Raw genomic sequence first — 17,624 nt, forward strand, 5'->3', positions numbered from 1 at the left:
CTTGTAGCAACAGGGTCTTAAGGCGGTTTTAAGAAAGTGCGGGTGAACGATTGGGCGGCCTGACGGGTAGCCTCGCGGCGACCTTGTGCGCGGCAATTGAAAAGAGCGCGGAACATTTGCCGCGCTCCTTCTGGGGACGGGAAGCTTTAATCGACGCCGGAAACGTGATCGCCGACATTCGCGCCGAACACGCGCTGGCGCAGCAGCGCCAACTGGTCGCGGGTCTGCGCGGCCTTCTCGAATTCGAGATTCTTCGCGTGCTCCATCATCTGCTTTTCGAGGCGCTTGATCTCCTTGGAGAGTTGCTTTTCCGACATGTCCTCGAATTTCGCGCGCGTTTGCTGCTGCTTCAGTTCGGCGCGCGCGTCGTCGACGTTGTACACGCCGTCGATGATGTCGCGAATGCGCTTGACCACGCCGCGCGGCGTGATGCCGTTCGCGGCATTGAAGGCGATCTGCTTGGCGCGCCGCCGCTCGGTTTCGTCGATCGCGCGGCGCATCGAGTCCGTTACCTTGTCAGCGTACAGAATCGCCTTGCCATTCACGTTGCGCGCGGCCCGGCCGATGGTCTGGATCAGCGAACGCTCGGCGCGCAGAAAGCCCTCCTTGTCCGCGTCGAGAATCGCGACCAGTGACACTTCGGGGATGTCCAGCCCCTCGCGCAGCAGGTTGATGCCGACCAGCACGTCGAAGGTGCCCAGCCGCAGATCGCGGATGATCTCGACCCGCTCCACCGTGTCGATGTCGCTATGTAGATAGCGCACCTTGACGCCGTGGTCGGCCAGAAACTCGGTCAACTGTTCGGCCATCCGCTTGGTCAGCACGGTGACCAGCACGCGGTCGCCCACTTTGACGCGCTCGTTGATCTCGCCGAGCACGTCGTCGACCTGGCTGCGCGCCGGCCGCACCTCGATCTCCGGATCGACGAGCCCGGTCGGCCGCACCAATTGCTCGGCCACCTGCCCGGCGGTCTTCTTCTCATAGTCCGCCGGCGTCGCGGACACGAACACCACCTGACGCATCTTGCGTTCGAACTCGTTGAACTTGAGCGGCCGGTTGTCGAGCGCCGACGGCAGACGGAAACCGTAGTCGACCAGATTTTCCTTGCGCGCCCGGTCGCCGTTATACATGCCGTTCAACTGGCCGATCAGCACGTGCGACTCATCGAGCATCATGATCGCGTCCGGCGGCAGGTAGTCGACCAGCGTCGGCGGCGGCTCGCCCGGCGCCGCGCCGGAGAAGTGCCGCGAGTAATTTTCGATGCCCTTGCAGAAGCCGAGCTCCTGCAGCATTTCCAGGTCGAAGCGCGTGCGTTGCTCGAGCCGCTGCGCTTCGACGAGCTTGCCGTCGCCATAAAAGAATTCGAGCCGCTCGCGCAATTCGCTCTTGATCGTTTCGACCGCGCGAATCACGGTATCGCGCGGCGTCACGTAGTGCGACGACGGATACACGGTGAAACGCGGAATCTTCTGCCGCACGCGGCCGGTGAGCGGATCGAACAACTGCAGCGTTTCAACCTCGTCGTCGAACAATTCGACGCGCACCGCCATTTCGGCGTGCTCGGCCGGGAAGATATCGATCGTGTCGCCGCGCACGCGGAACGAGCCGCGCTGGAAGTCGGCCTCGTTGCGGTTGTACTGCATCGCGATCAGCCGCGCGATGACGTCGCGCTGGCCGAGCTTGTCGCCGGTGCGCAGCGTGAGAATCATCTGGTGATATTCGGACGGGTTGCCGATACCGTAGATCGCCGACACGGTCGCCACGATCACCACGTCGCGCCGCTCCATCAGGTTCTTCGTAGCCGACAGCCGCATCTGCTCGATGTGCTCGTTGATCGACGAGTCCTTCTCGATGAACAGGTCGCGCTGCGGCACGTACGCTTCCGGCTGGTAGTAGTCGTAGTACGAAACGAAGTACTCGACCGCATTGCGCGGGAAGAACTCGCGGAACTCCGAGTAAAGCTGCGCGGCGAGCGTCTTGTTCGGCGCGAAAACAATCGCCGGGCGGCCGAGCCGCGCAATCGTGTTCGCCATCGTGAAGGTCTTGCCGGAGCCGGTCACGCCGAGCAGCGTCTGGAACGCGAGACCGTCCTCGACGCCTTCGACGAGCGTGTCGATCGCCGTCGGCTGGTCGCCGGCGGGCAGATACGGCTGGTAGAGCTGGAACGGCGAGCCATCGAACCTGACGAATTTGGATTCGTCGAGCGTATCTTCGGCTTCAGTCAGATGTTGTTCGGACATGGGGACGGCGTCGGGCCTCGGGCAAAGGACCATTCTAACGGGTTGCGGGAAACGCGGATCGAGCGGGTCTGCGTAGGGTTCGGGAAGCCGCGGGTGGGGCCGCGGGCCGGTTCCCCCGGGCATCATGGGACGCAACGAGCGCGTAACCTGATGGCCCTCTGCACGAGCGATGCGGGGCTTTCCACACTCGCGTCCCGAGCGGCTTGGTGAATACGCGCGCCCTCCGCCTGGAGCCGGCCGGCGGCTTTCGTGCGGGCGGCGCCCGCGCGGATCCGTTATTGCGAGGTGGCGCCGTAGTGCCTGTTTTTCAAGCAAATAATGCCCCGCCGTCGGCCTTGTAGTCCGAAAACACGCGCGGATTCGTTACAATGCGAAGTTGCGCTCGCCGCTGTCCACTGCCTGTCCGTGTTTTGCATCAAACGCTTCAGGCTGGGCCGCCGCGCTCCGAGCTGCCTTCTTTTCACTACTGCTGCCCACCCACCATGTCTCTGTTCTCCGCCGTCGAACTTGCTCCCCGCGACCCGATTCTGGGCCTGAACGAAGCTTTCAACGCCGATACGCGCGCCACCAAGGTCAACCTGGGCGTTGGCGTGTACTTCAATGAAGAAGGCAAGATTCCGCTGCTGCGCGCCGTGCGCGAAGCTGAAAAGGCCCGCGTCGAAGCCGCGCTGCCGCGTGGCTATCTGCCGATCGAAGGCATTGCCGCTTACGATGCCGCCGTGCAGAAGCTGCTGCTCGGCAACGACTCGCCGCTGATCGCAGCGGGCCGCGTCGTCACGGCGCAGGCACTGGGCGGCACGGGCGCGCTGAAGATCGGCGCGGACTTCCTGAAGCGCCTGAACCCGACCGGCAAAGTCGCGATCAGCGACCCGAGCTGGGAAAACCACCGCGCACTGTTCGAAGGCGCAGGCTTCGAAGTCGAGTCGTACACGTACTACGACGCGCACACTCATGGCGTGAACTTCGAAGGCATGCTGAGCGCGCTGAACAGCTACGCCGCGGGCACGGTCGTCGTGCTGCACGCTTGCTGCCACAACCCGACCGGCGTCGACCTCACTGTCGATCAATGGAAGCAGGTGGTCGAAGTCGTCAAGGCGCGCAATCTCGTGCCGTTCCTCGATATCGCCTACCAGGGTTTCGGCGACAACATCGAAGCGGACGCGGCCGCCGTGCGTCTGTTCGCGGCATCGGAGCTGAACGTGTTCGTCTCGTCGTCGTTCTCGAAGTCGTTCTCGCTGTACGGCGAGCGCGTCGGCGCGCTGTCGATCATCACCGCGAGCAAGGAAGAAGCCGCACGCGTGCTGTCGCAACTGAAGCGCGTGATCCGCACCAACTACTCGAACCCGCCGACGCACGGTGGCTCGGTGGTCGCAGCGGTGCTCGCGTCGCCCGAACTGCGCGCCACGTGGGAAGCGGAACTGGCTGAAATGCGCGACCGTATCCGCGCAATGCGCAACGGCCTGGTCGAACGCCTGAAGGCAGGCGGCGTGGATCGCGACTTCAGCTTCGTGAACGCACAGCGCGGCATGTTCTCGTACTCGGGTCTGACGGCACCGCAAGTGGACCGTCTGCACGAAGAGTTCGGCATCTACGCCGTGAGCACCGGCCGCATCTGCGTGGCTGCGCTGAACACGCGCAACCTCGACGCGGTGGCTAACGCGATCGCTCACGTGTTGAAGTAACGCGTTTCGGAGCGCGGGCATTCGTCGCGCGCTCTGTCTGCTGCAACTGCTGTTAAAACGAGAACGGCACCCTTTCAGAAAGGGCGCCGTTTTTTATTTGCCGCCACTGCAGTGCTTTCAGCGCGAATCGCGATGGATGTCGTGCGTGACGAAACCCGCGTCGTTATCGGGCATGTCGAGCCAGTCGGGATGTTCGAGCGAACGGCGAATGTCGTCCAGACCGCTTTGCCAGTGCTCGCGCATGGTCGACAGGCCGAACTGAAAGTCCTTGTACTGCCCTTCGTACTCCTTGTGCCGGTAGATCAGATGGATCACGTTGTAGCGCTTCGAACACGCGAGGTCATCCGCCAGCTTGCACCACGGGTCGTCGCGCTGGTCGGACGGCACGCGCTCCAGCACCTCGCGCAGCACGTGCCGGAATCGCTGCGAGCGTTGCAGCATGTCGGTCACGAGACGCGTGCGGCTTGAATACTGGATGTCTTTCATGCGCCCCTGAACGTCGGTGAGGTTGTCCGGCACCGGTCCGATCGCGCTCCACAGATCGACCTGAAACGCGAGCGTGTCACGACGCGGCGTGGACTGAATCACCTCGTAGAGCGGCGTATTCGACATCAAACCACCGTCCCAGTAGTACTGGCCGTCGATTTCGACTGCCGCAAAGCCTGGCGGCAATGCGCCCGACGCCATGAAGTGCTCGGGCCTCAGCGTGGTGTGCGTGTTGTCGAAGTACGCGAAATTGCCCGTGCCGCAATTCACCGCGCCCACCGACACGCGCGTTTCACCCGAATTGATGCGGTCGAAATCGCAGAGCGCTTCGAGCGTGGCCTTCAGCGGCGCGGTGTCGTAGTAGCTGGCCGTTTGCGGCGGCCCGGACACCGTGGGCAATGGCGGCGGAAAACGCGGCACGAAAAAGCCCTTTTGCCCTTCGACGATCGCGCTCATCGCCTGGGTTGCCGTGAAGGCTTTGCGCAGGGCGTCGCCGGAATTGAAAAGCGCGTGCTCGATGAAAGCCGGCAACGGCGGCCCGAACGCCGGTTGACAGATCGTCTCCCAGAACTGCAGCAACCGCTCGACGCGCTTGCCGGGCGGATTGCCGGCGATGATGGCCGTGTTCAATGCGCCAATCGAAATGCCGGCCAGCCAGTTCGGCTCGATGCCGGCTTCGTACAGCCCCTGAAAGACACCGGCCTGATACGCGCCCAGCGCACCGCCGCCCTGCAGCATCAGCGCGACGGTTTCGTAGTTGGGCAAATGGACTTGCCGGCCGGGGCGCACGGCGGACGCCGGACCGGCGCCCTCGCCGTCCCCGTCGCCGGGCGCACGCACGCGCGCCCGCTTGAGATTGCGCTGCGCCATGGGCACCCCCTTATTGCATATACCAGCCGTGGCTCACAATGAAGGACTGACCGGTCAACGCCGCCGTCGGGAAGGTGGACAGGAACAGCACCGTTTGCGCAACATCTTCGACCGTGGTGAAAATGCCGTCGACCGTGCCGCCCAGCATCACGCGCTTGACGACCTCTTCTTCACTGATGCCGAGTTCCTTGGACTGCTCGGGAATCTGCTTGTCGACCAGCGGCGTGCGCACGAAACCCGGACACACCACATGCGAGCGCACATTGTGCTTCGCGCCTTCCTTCGCCAGCACGCGCGCGAGCCCGAGCAGCGCATGCTTGGCCGTCACATAAGCGGACTTCAGCGGCGACGCTTCGTGCGAATGGACCGAGCCCATGTAGATCACGATGCCGCCGCGGTCGTCCTTGTACATGTGCTTCAGTGCGGCCTTCGTGGTGAGGAACGCGCCGTCGACGTGGATCGCCTGCATCTTCTTCCAGTCGGAAAACGAATAGTTTTCGATCGGATTGACGATCTGGATTCCGGCGTTGGAAACGAGAATGTCGATCGAGCCGAGTTCCGCGGCGATCCTGTCGATGCCCTGATTGACGGCCTCCTCGCTCGTGACGTCCATCGCCACGCCGATTGCCTTGCCGCCGCCTTTCGTGATTTCTTCAGCGACAGCGTTCGCGCCGTTCTGGTTCAGGTCGGCGATCGCGACCGCCGCGCCCGCCGCGGAAAGAGTCAGCGCAATCTGCTTGCCGATGCCGCTTGCCGCGCCGGTAACGACGGCGACCTTGCCGTTCAGATTCGTGTTCAGAGACGACATCCAGAACCTCCATGCAGTTGATTGATGAGCAATGAAACCACAGGCCGCAAGCGACGTGAAGTCGGCTAAACCGCATAGACCGTCCGGCGGATGCTGCACTGCGGCCAACGCTGCTATTGTGCATGAACCCTGCGAACTCCATAGGTAAAACGCACATCGCGCTGGATCTCTTTAAACTGGACGCCTTCTGCGCAATTCCCGTGGCACCACAACAAGGAGGAATGCATGAATTATCGACGTCTGGGCCGTTCGGGCCTGCAAGTCAGCGAATTGTCCATCGGCTCGTGGGTCACCTATGGCAATCAGGTGGATCATCGCGCGGCGCGTGAATCGCTGGCGGCAGCGCGCGACGCCGGTGTCAACTTCTTCGACAACGCCGAGGTCTACGCCGGCGGCAAATCCGAGGAAATCATGGGCCAGGCGCTGAAGGAGCTGGCGTGGCCGCGCGTGAGCTATGTGGTGTCGACGAAATTCTTCTGGGGGCTCACGGAAGCGCCGAACCAGTACCACACGCTGAACCGCAAATATCTGCTGAACGCGGTCGACGCGTCGCTCAAGCGTCTGCAACTCGACTATGTGGATCTGGTGTTCTGCCATCGTCCCGATCCGAACACGCCCGTCGAGGAAACCGTCTGGGCGATGAGCGACATGATCGCGCGCGGCAAGGCGCTGTACTGGGGCACGTCCGAATGGAGCGCCGATGAAATCCGCGCCGCTTATGCGATTGCGGAGCGGCACCATCTGCACAAGCCGGTCATGGAACAGCCGCAGTACAACCTGTTCCATCGCACACGCGTCGAGCAGGAGTACAAGCGGCTTTACGAGGATATCGGCCTCGGGCTGACCACCTGGAGCCCGCTGGCGTCCGGCCTGCTGACCGGCAAATACCGCGACGGCGTGCCGTCCGATAGCCGTGCGCAGTTGCAAGGCTACGACTGGCTGCGCAAGCAGGTCACCGACGCAGCGAAGAACGACGTGGTCGGCAAGCTCGGCGCCGTCGCCGACGAGTTGGGCTGCACGATCGGCCAGCTCGCGATCGCGTGGATTCTAAAGAATCCGAACGTCAGCACGGTGATTACCGGCGCGTCGCGGGTCGAACAGATCGGCGAAAACATGAAAGCCGCCGACGTGGCTGCGCAGATCACGCCGGAGCTCAAGCAGCGGATCGAGGAGATCGTCGGCGACGCCTACGACTGAGCAGATTCGCGCCGGCGCGCGTAGCATGGCCGAGGCGGAGGCCCCGTGAAGCGGAACTTGCCGCGGAACTCGCGCCGGTGCGCAGCGCCGCGTCGCGTACAATACGCGGCCGCGCTGCGCATCGGCGCCCCTTGCCGGTTGTGCCGCCGCATTGCACCCGCACCGCCGGATCCGCCGTGGACCGGGATGCCCTCTTTCAGCGTTTCCTCATCATGCTCAGCTACCGCCACGCCTTTCATGCAGGCAATCACGCCGACGTTCTGAAACACGCCGTCGTGTTGCAGCTACTGCGTTACCTCGGTCAGAAAGACAAAGCCTATTGGTATATCGACACGCATGCGGGCGCCGGTGTCTATTCGCTGAAGGAAGGCTACGCGACCAAGACCGGCGAATTCCAGACCGGCATCGCCAGACTGTGGGAGCGCAACGATCTGCCGCCCATCTTCTCCGACTATGTCGAAGAAGTGAGCGCGCTCAATCCGGACGGCCAATTGCGATTCTATCCCGGCTCGCCGTACATCGCGTGGCGGCAGTTGCGCGAACAGGACCGCATGCGTCTGTTCGAACTGCACACGACCGAAATCGACGTGCTGCGCCACAATTTTCGCGACGCGGGCCGCCGGGCGATGCTTTTCGCGGGCGACGGCTTCGACGGCATTCTCGCGCTGCTGCCTCCGGCGCCGCGCCGCGCGCTGGTGCTGCTCGATCCGTCGTATGAAGACAAGCGCGATTACACACGCACGTTGCGCTGCGTCGAGGAGAGCCTGAAGCGCTTTCCGACCGGCACTTATGCCGTGTGGTATCCGCAGGTGAGGCGCCCAGAATCGCAGCGCTTTCCCGATCAGTTGAAGAAGCTGCAGGAGCGTAACTGGCTCCACGTGAGCCTGACCGTCAGCAATCCGCCGGAGGACGGGTTTGGACTCTTCGGCAGCGGCATGTTCATCCTGAACCCGCCGTACACGCTGGCGAAGATGCTGAAAGAGCAGATGCCCTGGCTCGTCAAAACGCTCGGAGAGGATAAGGCAGCGGAATTCAAGGTGGAGTATCGCGGCGACTGAGGTTTCCCGACTGCGGTTTGCCCGCTGAAGGTTTGCAGCGGGTTGCGGTAATTAACGCGCATCTCGCGGCCGGCGAGCTTTGTTGCCGCCCCCCGCCGCCCATGCTCCGGGTTCCGGGTTTCACGCAAGCGGGGTGACAAGCGAATTGGTTGCGAGCCGCTCGCGCATCTTCCGCCAACGCAAAGCGCACGACGACGCGCACCGGCCTTCCCATTTGCCCGCTGCGTGTGCACTTCACTTCAGTTGCGCAGCAGCCTTACGCGCGAACTCGTTGGTATAGGTCGCGTTCAAATCGATCTTTTTCGGGTCGAGCCGGTTATCGAACGACGCCAGCGCGCGCAATGAAGTCGCCGGGCCGTCCTCCGGCATCAAACCATCCGGCGAATACGCGTCGCGCACGTTGTGAAAGGCTTCGACGTAGAGCGCCGAGTCGTTGAGCAAATAGGCCGGCGGCACCATCTTCAGCAGATCGGCATCACTCGCGGTTTGCAGCCAGTGGTTGGCGCGCACGATCGCATTGGCGAGCGCCTGGGTCGTCTTCGGATTCTTCTGTATGAAGCTCTCCGACGCGTAGAGCGTCGCGGCGGGCATGGTCCCGCCGAATACCTCCTGGGTGCCCTTCACCGTGCGCGTATCGACCAGCACCTTGATCGCGCCGCTGCGCGTCAGTTTGGTCATCATCGGATCGACGTTGGACAGCGCGTCGATCTGACCGCTACTCACCGCCGCCAGCACCGTCGCGCCGCTGCCCACGCCGATCGCCGAAATATCGCTGCGTTGCACACCGGCTTTGCGCAGCGCCACGGTAAGCACCAGATCCGTCGACGAACCCGGCGCGCTCACGCCGACTTTCGCGCCCTTGAAGTCCGCCAGCGTCTTGATCTGGTCGGCCTTCGACTTGAGCACCGCGACGACGATCTGCGGCGCGCGGCCCATCAGCACGAACGCGCGATAGTGTTGTCCCTTGGCCTGCATGAACAGCGTGTGTTCGAACGCCCCCGCGCCCACGTCGGCGCTGCCGCCTACCACCGCCTCCAGCGCTTTCGATCCGCCCGCGAAATCTTCGAGCGTGACGTCGAGACCTTCGTCCTTGAAGTAGCCCAACTGCTTCGCGGTCAGTACGGGCAAATAGTAGAGGCCGGGCAAACCGCCGACAGCCATCGTCAGCGCGGGTTTCTCGGGCGTGTCCTTGGCGAGCGCGACGCCCGGTAGCGCCGCAAGCGCCAGCAGCGTTGCGAAAGCGCTCATTGCACGCCGCATCCAGTGAGTGGGCATTTGTTGTCTCCTTGTTCTCTTTTCGTTCGAAGCGGTGACGCTGCCCACCAGGCGAGACTCGGGCCACCGGAGGCACACCGCGAACCGATTGTCGTCGGACGGTTTTGCGCGCGCCATGCGCCCAAACCCCAATGCGCTCGTCACTTGTCACTTGTCACGCACGCGTGAGGGCGAGTGCGATACGCGGCAATCAGCCATAGCGACTGGCGGCGACCGAACGGTCAACGGAGATCAAGCTGAACTGCTCAGGCAGGCGCGCCGAATGAACTTATTGCGGAAGAGGCATCGGACGAGGCTGCGGCCGTGGCGGCGAACCGCCACCTACGGGCAATTGAATATAAGGCGCGACCATGATCGGTGGCGACGGTTCCGGCGCCAGCTCGACCGGCGCGGCGATGGGTTGCGCACCGACGATCGGCTGCCATGACAGTGGCCCGGTCTGGACCACCGAGCCGCTCTGGCCATTGTTGATGCCGCCGTGCGAGTCGATGATCACCGGCCTGCGGGCGCTGTCCGGCGTGGCAAACGCGTTCGACGCAGCGCAAACCGTCGTCAGCGCGGCCACAATGGCTGTGGCCAGAAGGAATTGGGGGGATTGGCGTGAGCGGACGCAAGGCATGGGCGGACCTGTCGGGTTTGAGAATGCCGGATTGCGTGGAACGTCTCACCTTACCTCGGCGTTATCCGCCACGCTAGTCGATATTCGCCAGAAATGAGCGGCGGCCCCCTTCCGCGGGGAAATTTCAGAGTCCAGATGTGACAAAGCCCCGAATCGACGGGGCTTGATATTTACTGCAGTGGCCGAACGCCGAGCGTCGGCGGGGCAACTCGAAGCAGCTGAGACTTACAGCGAGTAGCCGTTGGTTTCGAGCGAGCGGATACGCTGTTCGAGCTGAACAATATCCGACGACGATGCCAGGTAGGCTTCACGACGGCTACGTTCCGCGGTTTCAAACCAGGTGCTCAGCTTTTCAAGAAAGTATACAAACATGACGTTCTCCAAGGATCAGATTGAATCCCCGGTGGATTGGACATCAGGGATTTCCCGTAAAAGGGTTAACCCGCATTATAGTCCTGAGGTGCCACCTTGGTAGTGAAATGCCCGCATGGAGTGCATTCCGTTTTGGAATGGTGCACGCTCACAGTGCGCGCAAATGGTTGAATTAATTCGATTCATCAGCGACTTTCAGCTTTTTCGCATGGAGCCCTGATTTTTTTGGCACATAGTTGGTGCAGACACCACACGGTTGCAACACAGTGATTCACCGGTTACACCGACACCGCTTGCGATCAAACCGGGTGACAACCTTTTCCCGCCACCAGATCACTATCGGCAAGGCGCTCGATGATCGGACAGTCCGGGCGGTCGTCGCCATGGCAGTGGTCGGCCAGATGCGCCAGCGTATCGCGCATATCGGTGAGTTCGGCGATCCGGCGGTCGAGTTCCGCGACGTGTTCCAGCGCGATCCGCTTCACTTCGGCACTGGCGCGCGAGCGGTCGTGCCATAGCGCCAACAGCCGGCGAATATCTTCGACGAGAAAGCCGAGCCGGCGCGCCTGCCGGATAAAGCGCAGCGAATGAACCTCTTGCGGGCCGTAAACGCGATAGCCGGCGCTCGTACGTCCTTTTGCCGCCAGCAAGCCAACGCTTTCGTAATAGCGAATCATCTTCGCTGTGACGCCCGACGTGCGGGCCGCTTCGCCGATATTCATGACTGTTTCCCCAAGGTCTGAGTCGATCGTACACCTTCCCATGGTGGGAAGGTCCAGCAACTCAAAGACGGTTCGACAGGCATAATTCAACTATCGCAACACGATTCCCTTAGAGGAAATTCCGATGACAGTTGAATTCCAGGTAGAAGGCATGAGCTGCCAGCATTGCGTCGCGGCCGTCACGAACGCCATTCGTGAGCACGATGCCACCGCGCAGGTCCGGGTGGATCTCGCGTCCGGCAGCGTGACGGTCGATTCGGCGCAACCGGTCGACGTGCTGAAGGCCGCCATCGAGGGAGCCGGTTACACCGTCGCCGCCGTCGAGAGCGGCACGGCAACCGGCGGCGCAGCCCGCTAAACGAGCTCGAATCATGTTCAAAGTTGCCGTCATTGGCGCCTCCGGGCTGCTCGGCCGTGCGCTCGTCAACGAACTGGCGCAGCAGACGAGTTGGCAAGTCGTTGCCACGGCGTTCAGCCGGCCGCAGCCGAACACCGTCGCGCTGGATATTCGCGACGCGGATGCAGTCGAGCAATTCGTCGAACGCGAAGCGCCGCACGCGCTGGTGATTGCCGCGGCGGAGCGTCGGCCGGACGTGTGCGAGCATGACCCGGCACTGGCCCGCGCGCTGAATGTCGATGCAGTGCGCACCCTGGCCGTGGCGGCCAGCCGGCGCGGCGCATGGACGCTGTCGATTTCCACCGATTACGTGTTCGACGGCGCCCACCCGCCCTACCGGCACGACTCCCCGCCCGCGCCGCTCAACGCGTATGGGCATAGCAAGCTCGAAGGAGAGCGCGCGCTGACTGAGGCGACCGACCTCGGCTGCGTGCTGCGCCTGCCGCTGCTGTATGGGCCGATTGTCAACTGGGCGGAATCGGCGGTGACGAGTCTCGTGCCGGCGATTGCCGCGTCGGCGTCATCGAACGGTAAGGCAGCCGTGATGGACGCGTGGGCGATCCGCTATCCCACCTTCACGCCGGACGTCGCGCTGGTGATCCGGCAAATGCTCGAACGGCATGCGCGTGGCGAAACGATTCGCGGCATTGTGCAGTGGTCCGGCGACGAACCGATGACCAAGTACGATATCGCCGTGCGCCTCGCCGAAGCCTTGCGACTCGACGCGCACCTGAGTCCGCAATCCACGCCGACCGATGCGACGCCGCGTCCGCATAACTGCCACCTCGCGTCGAGCCGGCTCGAAGCGCTCGGGATCGGCCGCCGCATGCCGTTCGACACGGCGATCCAGCAAGTGTTGGCCGCTTTTCCGTGGCGCAGCGAGACGGACGCGTGACATCGGCATGGGTGTGTGCTCCGCCACGGCCAGCCGGCCTCAATGAAAATCGCGGCTCGCCGTGGCCAGATCGCCGAACAGTTCGCGATGATCCATCGAGACGACGGGCGACGAGTTGGATCACCTTTCCTCTGTCTTTCCGTTTCTCCTGGCCCGCCCTGTCGGCGTACTGCACACTGCCGGCAAGGTCGCCGCCAGTGGCGATGCCTGCCAGATCTTCGACATCGGCAAACTGCGCGTCGCTGCGAACGGACACTATGCACTCGGCGGCCCCTTGCGCCGAGCATTTGATGAGATGCATGCCGATGCGCACCCCGGTACCGCGCAAATCATAGGTGCTCGACGGTTGAAACACGCGTGCGCTCAATCGTCTGGCCGCGCGCCGTTTCGCCCGGTTCACCGTCAGATGCGGCAGCGACAGATCGCGCAATTGCAGCGCGAATAGTACGGCATACTAACGATGCTCACACCGCAGCGTGTGCCAGCGCGTCGCCGTACGCTGCGGCGCGAGCATCGGCACGCAGTCGGGGAGCCCTTTCAGATGCGCGAGATGAGGCAACCAATCGGTAAAGTCCGACGGGCTTAAGCAATAGCTGCCTTTGCCCGCACGCGAGGTGCGCCAGCGTGATCAGCTCGGAAAGATTGCCGCAGCCGTTGCAGTCGATGGCTAGGGCAACCAGCGTACAGAAGGGTTCGCCAGCGCCGTCGGTAAGGTCGAGTTCGCTGCCGATGATCAGGTGAGGGATAGGTTTGGATGCGCCGTCGTCTTCCGCGATCTGGTCGGTTGAGGACGTTGTCGCTATCGTGTCTTCTGAAGACGTTTCTGCTTGCGCCGCTTTTGCCTTGTCCTCGCGGTCTTTCTGTTGACGCTCCCGTTCCTTCGTCGGCCGCGACATAGTAATTCCGCTCGACACGATTGCCGTCCCACCAGCCTGCTTCGATCCGCTCGGTACGTGTAAGCATTTTAGTGGCTGGCGATAGATCGGCTGCTGGTCGCGCATCATCCGACGCCGGGCTTATCAAGCATCCAGAGCGGGCGTGGTTGCGGCGGCAATGCGCTTTCAGGTAGATCGAGTGATGACTGGATATCGCCAGGTTGGGGTGCGGGAACGTGGGTGCTTTTAATTTTGTTCGAGTCGGATGGGTGTGGGGTTGACTGCGTTGTTTGAGTTGCCAAGGTTGCTTGCACCGATCCGGCGCCAGCGCCCCCGCTTCTCGGCGACGTTGCGCAACTCATCTGTTAGCCAGGTATACCCGCTTCGATTTTTGTGTGGCCCTTCGTCGGCGAGCGCTTCTTGCACGAAAACGCTTGCGCCTGATATGCCTCGACGCACATTGCCCCCTCCGGGCGATAATCGTCCTGCACTGACAGCTGCAACACGTTTTCCTGCCCCAACCTCGCAGTCAAGCGCGATCGAGCAAACGCGTGATCGAATCGCCGTCCGATTCGGGCATTGGAAATAGTGTGTTCGACTGCCCGGCATATTCGCCAATCTGATCCGCAACCAGCTTCAAGTCGATGACCGGCGCCGCCAGAACGGTCTGATTCAGCTTTTCCCGCAACAGCGAGATCAGGTGCTCGGCATCGAGCGACGGTATCGCCCACGCGATGTTCAAACTCGATGGGACGCATGACGCGACGCCAATTCATGCTCGAGCAGCAACGTATGACCGCGGAGCGCACTATGATGTGCGCTCAGCCAACCGGCCAACTGCACGACAAGCCGACGCGCGGCGAATGTCGCGCTCAGTTGTAAATTGATACAGCAGCGCAGTTGGGAATTGATACACCTCGTTGTAGGGTTGCTCCTTTTGGGCGGCCCGTGATCAGCTACGAGGAGTACATGGAAATCGAGATTCTGCGTCGCCAGGGAAACAGCCTCCGGGACATCGCTGTCGAGACCGGCATGGCAGTCAACACAGTCCGGAGGTATCTGGCATCGGGGCCGCCACAACGTAAAGCCCGTCAGCCAGTCGTCAGCAAGCTTGCGCCGTTCAAAGCGTATCTACAGGACCGCGTCGAAGCAGCGAAGCCGGACTGGATTCCGGCGACGGTGCTCAAGCGGGAGATTGAGGAGCGCGGCTACACGGGCGGGTTGCGCCGGGTGCAGGAGTATCTGCAGAAGCTTCGACCCGCTGCACGCCCCGACCCCGTGATCAGATTCGAAACAGAGCCGGGCCATCAGATGCAAATCGACTGGATCGAGTTTCGTAAGCCGGGGCGCAAGCTCGGCATGCTTGCGACGTTCGTTGCGACGTTGGGTTACAGCCGCGTCAGCTACGCGAAGTTTGTCACCGACATGCGCATCGAAACGCTGCTGGCTTGCCATGTGCCGGGTTTCGCACTCGCTTCATCACTGCAGCCGATCTTCTGATGCAATTGACGACAGCGTTGCGTCGTGACCAGCAGGAGGAAACCATCAAGCGGATTACGAAACCCCTACACACTGCTGATCATTGACGAGATGGGATACCTGCCCACGGACCGGGAGCAGGCGAGCCTGCTCTTCCAGGTCGTCGCTAAACGCTACGAAACGGGCAGCCTCATCCTGACCAGCAAATTGCCGTTCGGCCAGTGGGATCAGACCTTCGCCGAGGACGCAACGCTCACGGCGGCGCTCGGCGACCGGTTGCTTCATCACGCACACGTCGTGCCGATTTCTGGCGACTCGTACAGGCTGAAGGAAAAGCGTCAGGCCGGCATGATCAACCGCATTCCTCCGCCACACATCAACGATATGGGCGACGTCAAACGCAAACGCAATTCAAAGGAGGCCGCACCGATCCAATAACCGCATGTGCGGGCGTATGAAATTACGATTGCGTTTGCGTCCGAAGCTGAATCAACTTGAGATTGCGTTTGACAACGTGAGGGTGTGGACGAACTCACCGTCTATCTTCGAGCCGCCGCAGTGTTCGACCATATCGATCTCGAAGAAGCCAGGTGGTAGATCGCGCCAGTCCGCGAAGATACGCACCGGAATGCTGCGCCGGATGGCCCAGCCCATCCCCGTGCGCCGTTTGCGCTGCCCATCGATGTGCGCACGCGCATTGGCCAGTGTGTGATCGATGGTCGCCGCGCTGACCTGAAGGAGTTTGGCCTTGACGACCGCATCCAGGTCGAGATGGCCGTGCCGCTCCATGGCATCAACCAGCTTCGGGATCAACGACTTCAGCCGCTTGCCGCAAAGCCTGTCGGCGGCTTCCCACAACACGGTCAGCGGCCGGCGTACCGCCTCGTCGTATAGCCGGTTGCGCTCGCGCGTCCCCTTTGCCGCGCGGGGCTCTTCCCGTGGCAACCGAATGGCGTGCTTGCGGTGGTACCCGGTCAGAGGCACGAACTCATCGAGAATCCTGAACCGTTCACCGACCGTCGCGCTGCCGTAGGGAATTGCAATGCTGCCACCAACTCCTTGCGTGTCGTCATGCACATTTGCCTCGTCACCTCGTGCCGCTCCCGCCGGACAATCCGGCGGGTAGGTTCCGGTTCCTTCCACACCAGCGCTACGCAAATCACCGAACGACTTTGCCCAGATTAGTAAATCGAGGTAACCGCCCGAATCTACTGAGGCAGATCGAGTTCCCAGCAACTTCCCTGTCTCGCTTATGACCGCTCCGACGTGGACTTCCAGATGCGTATCAACTCCCAAGATCACTTCTATTTGTTCCATGCGTGTGGTCCATGTGGTGGGCGCATTACCAACCCCACTCGCAGGACAGGATACTCACGGCGCAGTACGAAGCTCCTATCAGGTCACAAACGTTGGGCCCGGCAATGCTCGGGGAACGCCGGAATCCGATCGACAGGTCAACGCCAGGGCATCTCGGCCGGTGGTAGCACGGGTCAGATCGAACCAACGTTCAATACGCATTTTGAACTGAGTGTCGTAGCCGTCGTCACGGCTGCCGACCGATGGTTCGATGCCCGTTCGGACAGCCGCTCGCTGTAGCGAATGCTGACGTATTGGGACCCTCAGATGCCGAGTGCAAGATGACGCCCTCATGGCTTCGCTGCAGCAACGCCATGTCCAGTGCACGCAACATCAATTCGGTGTACAGATGGCTTGACATCGCCCAGCCGACGATGCGGCGACTGAACACGTCGAGGACCACAGCCAGATACAGAAACCCCTCGCCAGTCGGGATGTAAGTGGCATCCGCTACCCACAGCACGTTCACCGCCTCGGCACAGGAGTGTCGGCGTACAAGATCGGGGGCACGCCGGGCCCCCGCGCGTTGCCGTGTGGTGTGTGGCCAGCGTCACCGGCTCGCACCATACAGGCCGGCCATGCGCATCAGGGGCGCCACCCGCTTGCGTCCTACGTGCACACCTTCACGCGCGAGTTGCGCATGGATACGTGGCGCCCCATACGTGCCGCGCGAGCTCGCATGCAGGGGCCGGATGCGAGCGAGCAGCTGCGCATCGATCGAGCCGCGACGGTTCGCGTACGAGCCACGCGTAGTAGCCCGCTCGACGAGACCCTGAGCAGCCGTGCCATCGCGGCAATGGGCCACCGGGCCCGTTCGCTCTCATGAATCCGTACCGCCCTTTGGTGGAACGGCTCCCGTCTCCCTCGCGAACCAGGCCGCGGCCTGCGAGAGGATGTCCCTCTCCATCTTCAACTGCCGAACTTCACGACGTAACCGCGTGAGTTCCTGCCGCTCCGCCGTGGTTAGCCCGTCATGACGCACACCGGCGTCGCGATCAACCTGCGCGACCCAGTTGATGATTGTCTGTGCGGTCGGCTCGAATTCGCGTGCAAGTTCCTCGGGCGTACGCCCGGCCTTCACGAGCTCGATCATGTGGGCCCGGAATTCCACAGCGTATGAGATACGATGCCTGCCCATTTCGACACCTCCTGATCAAAAGGATAGGTGTCCGTTTTCGTGGGTCAACTTCAAAATTGACAGGAGGGGCGCGCTGCGGATCGGGAAGTAGTAGTGACGTGCGGGGAGAGGATGGAGTGCGGTTTCGCAGCAGTTTTCTGCCCTTCCGTCCACTG

At 62.3% G+C, this 17,624-nt stretch carries 15 protein-coding genes and 4 pseudogenes; 8 read left to right on the forward strand and 11 right to left on the reverse strand.

The window, feature by feature from the left end; all coding sequences use genetic code 11:
- Positions 1-146: 146 nt before the first annotated feature.
- Positions 147-2,240 (reverse strand): excinuclease ABC subunit UvrB, encoded by a 2,094-nt coding sequence (gene uvrB / locus P0D89_RS30355; RefSeq protein ID WP_408363280.1) that lies wholly within the window; start codon positions 2,238-2,240, stop codon positions 147-149.
- Positions 2,241-2,722: 482 nt separating this feature from the next.
- Between uvrB and P0D89_RS30360 the strand changes: the two genes are divergently transcribed.
- Positions 2,723-3,922, forward strand: a complete 1,200-nt coding sequence (locus tag P0D89_RS30360) for an amino acid aminotransferase (RefSeq protein WP_408363278.1) — start codon at positions 2,723-2,725, stop codon at positions 3,920-3,922.
- A gap of 117 nt (positions 3,923-4,039) precedes the next feature.
- Here P0D89_RS30360 and P0D89_RS30365 read toward each other — a convergent pair whose 3' ends face one another.
- Both P0D89_RS30365 and P0D89_RS30370 read right to left on the reverse strand, forming a co-directional pair.
- A complete protein-coding gene (locus P0D89_RS30365; protein WP_408363276.1) occupies positions 4,040-5,278 on the reverse strand; it encodes a DUF3734 domain-containing protein in 1,239 nt (412 codons plus the stop codon).
- A 10-nt stretch (positions 5,279-5,288) separates the two neighbouring features.
- Positions 5,289-6,086 carry a 3-hydroxybutyrate dehydrogenase gene (locus P0D89_RS30370; RefSeq protein ID WP_408363274.1) on the reverse strand — a complete coding sequence of 266 codons (798 nt, stop codon included), beginning with the start codon at positions 6,084-6,086 and terminating at the stop codon, positions 5,289-5,291.
- Positions 6,087-6,311: 225 nt separating this feature from the next.
- On the opposite strand from P0D89_RS30370, the gene P0D89_RS30375 reads away from it, so the two are divergent.
- Positions 6,312-7,283 carry a potassium channel beta subunit family protein gene (locus P0D89_RS30375; RefSeq protein ID WP_408363272.1) on the forward strand — a complete coding sequence of 324 codons (972 nt, stop codon included), beginning with the start codon at positions 6,312-6,314 and terminating at the stop codon, positions 7,281-7,283.
- Positions 7,284-7,495: 212 nt separating this feature from the next.
- Positions 7,496-8,341 carry a 23S rRNA (adenine(2030)-N(6))-methyltransferase RlmJ gene (locus tag P0D89_RS30380; RefSeq protein ID WP_408363361.1) on the forward strand — a complete coding sequence of 282 codons (846 nt, stop codon included), beginning with the start codon at positions 7,496-7,498 and terminating at the stop codon, positions 8,339-8,341.
- Between the two features lie 234 nt (positions 8,342-8,575).
- Here the strand turns inward: P0D89_RS30380 and P0D89_RS30385 are convergent, their stop codons facing one another.
- Positions 8,576-9,616 carry an ABC transporter substrate-binding protein gene (locus P0D89_RS30385; RefSeq protein WP_408363270.1) on the reverse strand — a complete coding sequence of 347 codons (1,041 nt, stop codon included), beginning with the start codon at positions 9,614-9,616 and terminating at the stop codon, positions 8,576-8,578.
- A 350-nt stretch (positions 9,617-9,966) separates the two neighbouring features.
- On the opposite strand from P0D89_RS30385, the gene P0D89_RS30390 reads away from it, so the two are divergent.
- Positions 9,967-10,332, forward strand: coding sequence for a hypothetical protein (locus P0D89_RS30390; RefSeq protein ID WP_408363268.1), 366 nt, complete (start codon positions 9,967-9,969; stop codon positions 10,330-10,332).
- Positions 10,333-10,460: 128 nt separating this feature from the next.
- Here the strand turns inward: P0D89_RS30390 and P0D89_RS30395 are convergent, their stop codons facing one another.
- Together P0D89_RS30395 and cueR are read right to left on the reverse strand one after the other, a co-directional pair.
- Positions 10,461-10,607 carry a DUF3563 family protein gene (locus P0D89_RS30395; RefSeq protein ID WP_408363266.1) on the reverse strand — a complete coding sequence of 49 codons (147 nt, stop codon included), beginning with the start codon at positions 10,605-10,607 and terminating at the stop codon, positions 10,461-10,463.
- Positions 10,608-10,906: 299 nt separating this feature from the next.
- On the reverse strand, positions 10,907-11,329 hold the full coding sequence (gene cueR / locus P0D89_RS30400) for a Cu(I)-responsive transcriptional regulator (protein ID WP_408363264.1): 423 nt from the start codon (positions 11,327-11,329) through the stop codon (positions 10,907-10,909).
- A gap of 124 nt (positions 11,330-11,453) precedes the next feature.
- Here cueR and P0D89_RS30405 point away from each other — a divergent pair, with 124 nt between their 5' ends.
- Positions 11,454-11,687 carry a heavy-metal-associated domain-containing protein gene (locus P0D89_RS30405; protein WP_408363262.1) on the forward strand — a complete coding sequence of 78 codons (234 nt, stop codon included), beginning with the start codon at positions 11,454-11,456 and terminating at the stop codon, positions 11,685-11,687.
- A 13-nt stretch (positions 11,688-11,700) separates the two neighbouring features.
- Positions 11,701-12,621, forward strand: a complete 921-nt coding sequence (locus P0D89_RS30410; RefSeq protein ID WP_408363260.1) for a dTDP-4-dehydrorhamnose reductase family protein — start codon at positions 11,701-11,703, stop codon at positions 12,619-12,621.
- Between the two features lie 879 nt (positions 12,622-13,500).
- On the opposite strand, the pseudogene P0D89_RS30415 reads toward P0D89_RS30410, so the two are convergent.
- Positions 13,501-14,360 (reverse strand): annotated as a pseudogene (locus P0D89_RS30415) (Y-family DNA polymerase); the annotation flags it as partial.
- Between the two features lie 84 nt (positions 14,361-14,444).
- Between P0D89_RS30415 and P0D89_RS30420 the strand changes: the two are divergent.
- Together P0D89_RS30420 and P0D89_RS30425 are read left to right on the forward strand one after the other, a co-directional pair.
- Positions 14,445-14,963 (forward strand): annotated as a pseudogene (locus P0D89_RS30420) (IS21 family transposase); the annotation flags it as partial.
- Positions 14,954-15,413, forward strand: a pseudogene (locus tag P0D89_RS30425) (ATP-binding protein); the annotation flags it as partial. The pseudogenes P0D89_RS30420 and P0D89_RS30425, both read left to right, overlap by 10 nt.
- Positions 15,414-16,067: 654 nt before the next feature.
- Here the strand turns inward: P0D89_RS30425 and P0D89_RS54675 are convergent.
- The 4 genes and pseudogenes from P0D89_RS54675 to P0D89_RS30445 form a co-directional block, all read right to left on the reverse strand.
- Positions 16,068-16,292: pseudogene (locus P0D89_RS54675) on the reverse strand (IS110 family transposase); the annotation flags it as partial.
- A gap of 226 nt (positions 16,293-16,518) precedes the next feature.
- The gene (locus P0D89_RS30435; protein ID WP_408377618.1) at positions 16,519-16,794 is read right to left on the reverse strand and encodes a DDE-type integrase/transposase/recombinase; all 276 of its coding nucleotides are present in this window, start codon (positions 16,792-16,794) and stop codon (positions 16,519-16,521) included.
- A gap of 87 nt (positions 16,795-16,881) precedes the next feature.
- Positions 16,882-17,136: an IS3 family transposase gene (locus P0D89_RS30440; RefSeq protein WP_408377620.1), complete on the reverse strand. Its 255-nt coding sequence runs from the start codon at positions 17,134-17,136 to the stop codon at positions 16,882-16,884.
- 15 nt (positions 17,137-17,151) lie between these two features.
- A complete protein-coding gene (locus P0D89_RS30445) occupies positions 17,152-17,469 on the reverse strand; it encodes a transposase (protein WP_408363252.1) in 318 nt (105 codons plus the stop codon).
- Positions 17,470-17,624: the final 155 nt, after the last annotated feature.

It is taken from the genome of Paraburkholderia sp. RL18-085-BIA-A, assembly GCF_046027075.1.
In the GTDB taxonomy this organism is placed as follows: Bacteria; Pseudomonadota; Gammaproteobacteria; order Burkholderiales; family Burkholderiaceae; genus Paraburkholderia.